The 2113-nt window shown below is 71.2% G+C and carries 2 protein-coding genes and 1 pseudogene; 2 read left to right on the top strand and 1 reads right to left on the bottom strand.

All coding sequences use genetic code 11. The features are described 5' to 3' along the window. Positions 1–452: LysR family transcriptional regulator (locus tag AC1D15_RS28640; protein WP_477828683.1), on the bottom strand; the 452-nt coding region annotated here is incomplete at its 3' end. A 112-nt stretch (positions 453–564) separates the two neighbouring features. On the opposite strand from AC1D15_RS28640, the gene AC1D15_RS28635 reads away from it, so the two are divergent. Then, complete coding sequence (locus AC1D15_RS28635) at positions 565–1749, top strand: MFS transporter (RefSeq protein WP_477828682.1); 1185 nt, start codon at positions 565–567, stop codon at positions 1747–1749. Between the two features lie 13 nt (positions 1750–1762). Further along, positions 1763–2113 (top strand): annotated as a pseudogene (locus AC1D15_RS28630) (SGNH/GDSL hydrolase family protein); the annotation flags it as partial.

Raw genomic sequence — 2113 nt, 5'->3', positions numbered from 1 at the left:
GGCCCGGCCCGCACCGCTACGTCGGTGCGGCGCTCCAGCAGGTCGATCACCTCGTCGGTCAGCACCAGGTCGAGCGTGACCTCGGGATGCTGCGCCAGGAAGGCCGGCACCAGCGGTAGCAGGAAATGCTCGCCGAACGGCACGTTGACGTTCACGCTCAGCCGGCCGCGCGGCGCATCGTTGGTGGCGGCACCGCGCTCGGCCTCCTCCAGATCGGCCAGCACGCGCACTGCCCGCTCGTAGAACACGCAGCCCTCGGGCGTCAGCTGCACCTGCCGCGTCGAGCGGTTGAGCAGCCGCACCGCGAGCCGCGCCTCCAGCCGCCCGACCAGCTTGCTGACCGCCGACGGCGTCATCCGGAACGCCCGCGCCGCCGCCGAGAAACCGCCCAGCTCGACGACCCGCACGAACACCTCCATCTCGCCCGAGCGGTTCACATCCAGTCGTGCCATGCCCACCCCCGCTGATGAAATCGGTTCACAAGTGTTTTTCCAACGGGCAGTCTAGTCCACAACACCGTTTGAACTCATCATTCCCGACTCAACGGCATCTGAATTCACAGTCATGAAGAACACCAAGCTGGCGCTCTATGCGCTGACCGTCGGCGCCTTCGGCATCGGCGTCACCGAGTTCGTGATCATGGGCTTGCTGCTCGACGTGGGCACCGATCTCGGCGTCTCGGTGTCGGCCAGCGGGCTGCTGATCTCCGGCTACGCGCTCGGCGTCGTCGTCGGCGCACCGCTGCTGACCGCGCTGACGCAGCACTGGCCGCGCAAGACGCTGCTGCTGGCGCTGATGGCGGTCTTCACGCTCGGCAACCTGAGCTGCGCGCTGGCGCCGACCTACGAGCTGCTGATGGCGGCCCGCGTGCTGACGGCGCTGGCGCACGGCAGCTTCTTCGGCGTCGGCTCGGTCGTCGCGACCGGCCTGGTGCCGCCGCAGCAGCGGGCCTCGGCGATCGCGATCATGTTCACCGGCCTCACCGTCGCCAACATCCTCGGCGTGCCGTTCGGCACCTGGCTCGGCCAGCATTTCGGCTGGCGCGCCACCTTCTGGGCCGTCAGCGCGGTCGGGCTGCTGGCGATGGCGGCACTGGCGCTGTTCGTGCCCGCGCAGCCGGCGAGCCGTGAAGGCAGTTCGCTGCGCGCCGACCTCGACGCGCTGCTGCGCCGCCCGGTGCTGCTCGGCTTCGCGACCACGGTGCTCGGCTTCGCGGGGCTGTTCGCGCTGTTCACCTACATCGCGCCGCTGCTGACGCAGATCACCGGCTTCAGCGCCGCGGCGGTGTCGCCGATCCTGCTGGTGTTCGGCGGCGGGCTGGTGATCGGCAACCTGGCCGGCGGCAAGCTCGCCGACCGCCACCTCGCCGGCACGGTGCTGGGCTCGCTGGCGGTGCTCGCGATCGTGCTCGCGCTGACCGGCTGGGCGCTGCACAGCCGGGTGGCCGCGGTGCTGTTCGTCGGCTTGCTCGGGGCCGCGTCGTTCGCGACGGTCGCTCCGCTGCAGATGTGGGTGCTGGACAAGGCCCAGGGTGCCGGCCAGAGCCTCGCCTCGAGCTTCAACATCGCGGCGTTCAACCTCGGCAATGCCTTCGGCGCGTGGCTGGGCGGTGCGGTGATCGCGAACGGGCCGGGTCTCGGCTCGCTCGCCTGGGTGGCCGCGCTGCTGCCGCTGGCCGGTCTCGCGATCGCGGCGCTCGCGATGGCGCTGGACCGCACGCCGGCTGCGATCGCCCCTGCCAACGCCTGAACGAGGACACCCCATGACTGCTCGTCGCACACTGCGGCGCGGCCTCGCCGCGACCCTCTCCATCCCGGCCTTTGCCCTCGCCTGCCTGACCGCGACGCCTTCGCACGCCGGCACCTGGATCCCCAGCTGGACCGCGAATCCCGAAGCGAGTTGGGGCGAGGAATTCGCCCTGCCGACCGGCACGCCGGCGGTCATCGACGACCAGACGCTGCGCCAGGTCGTGCGGCTGAGCCTCGGCGGGCGGCGGGTGCGGCTGCAGCTGTCGAACGAGTACGGCAGCGAGCCACTGGTGATTGGTGCAGCGCAGGTGGCGCCGGCATCGGCCCCCGGGCGGGGTCGCGCGGTGACCTTCGGCGGACAGGCC

Source organism: Rhizobacter sp. P2_H2, assembly GCF_056403375.1.
Note: the sequence above shows the minus strand (reverse complement) of the source record. Positions and strands in the feature narration are given on the sequence as shown.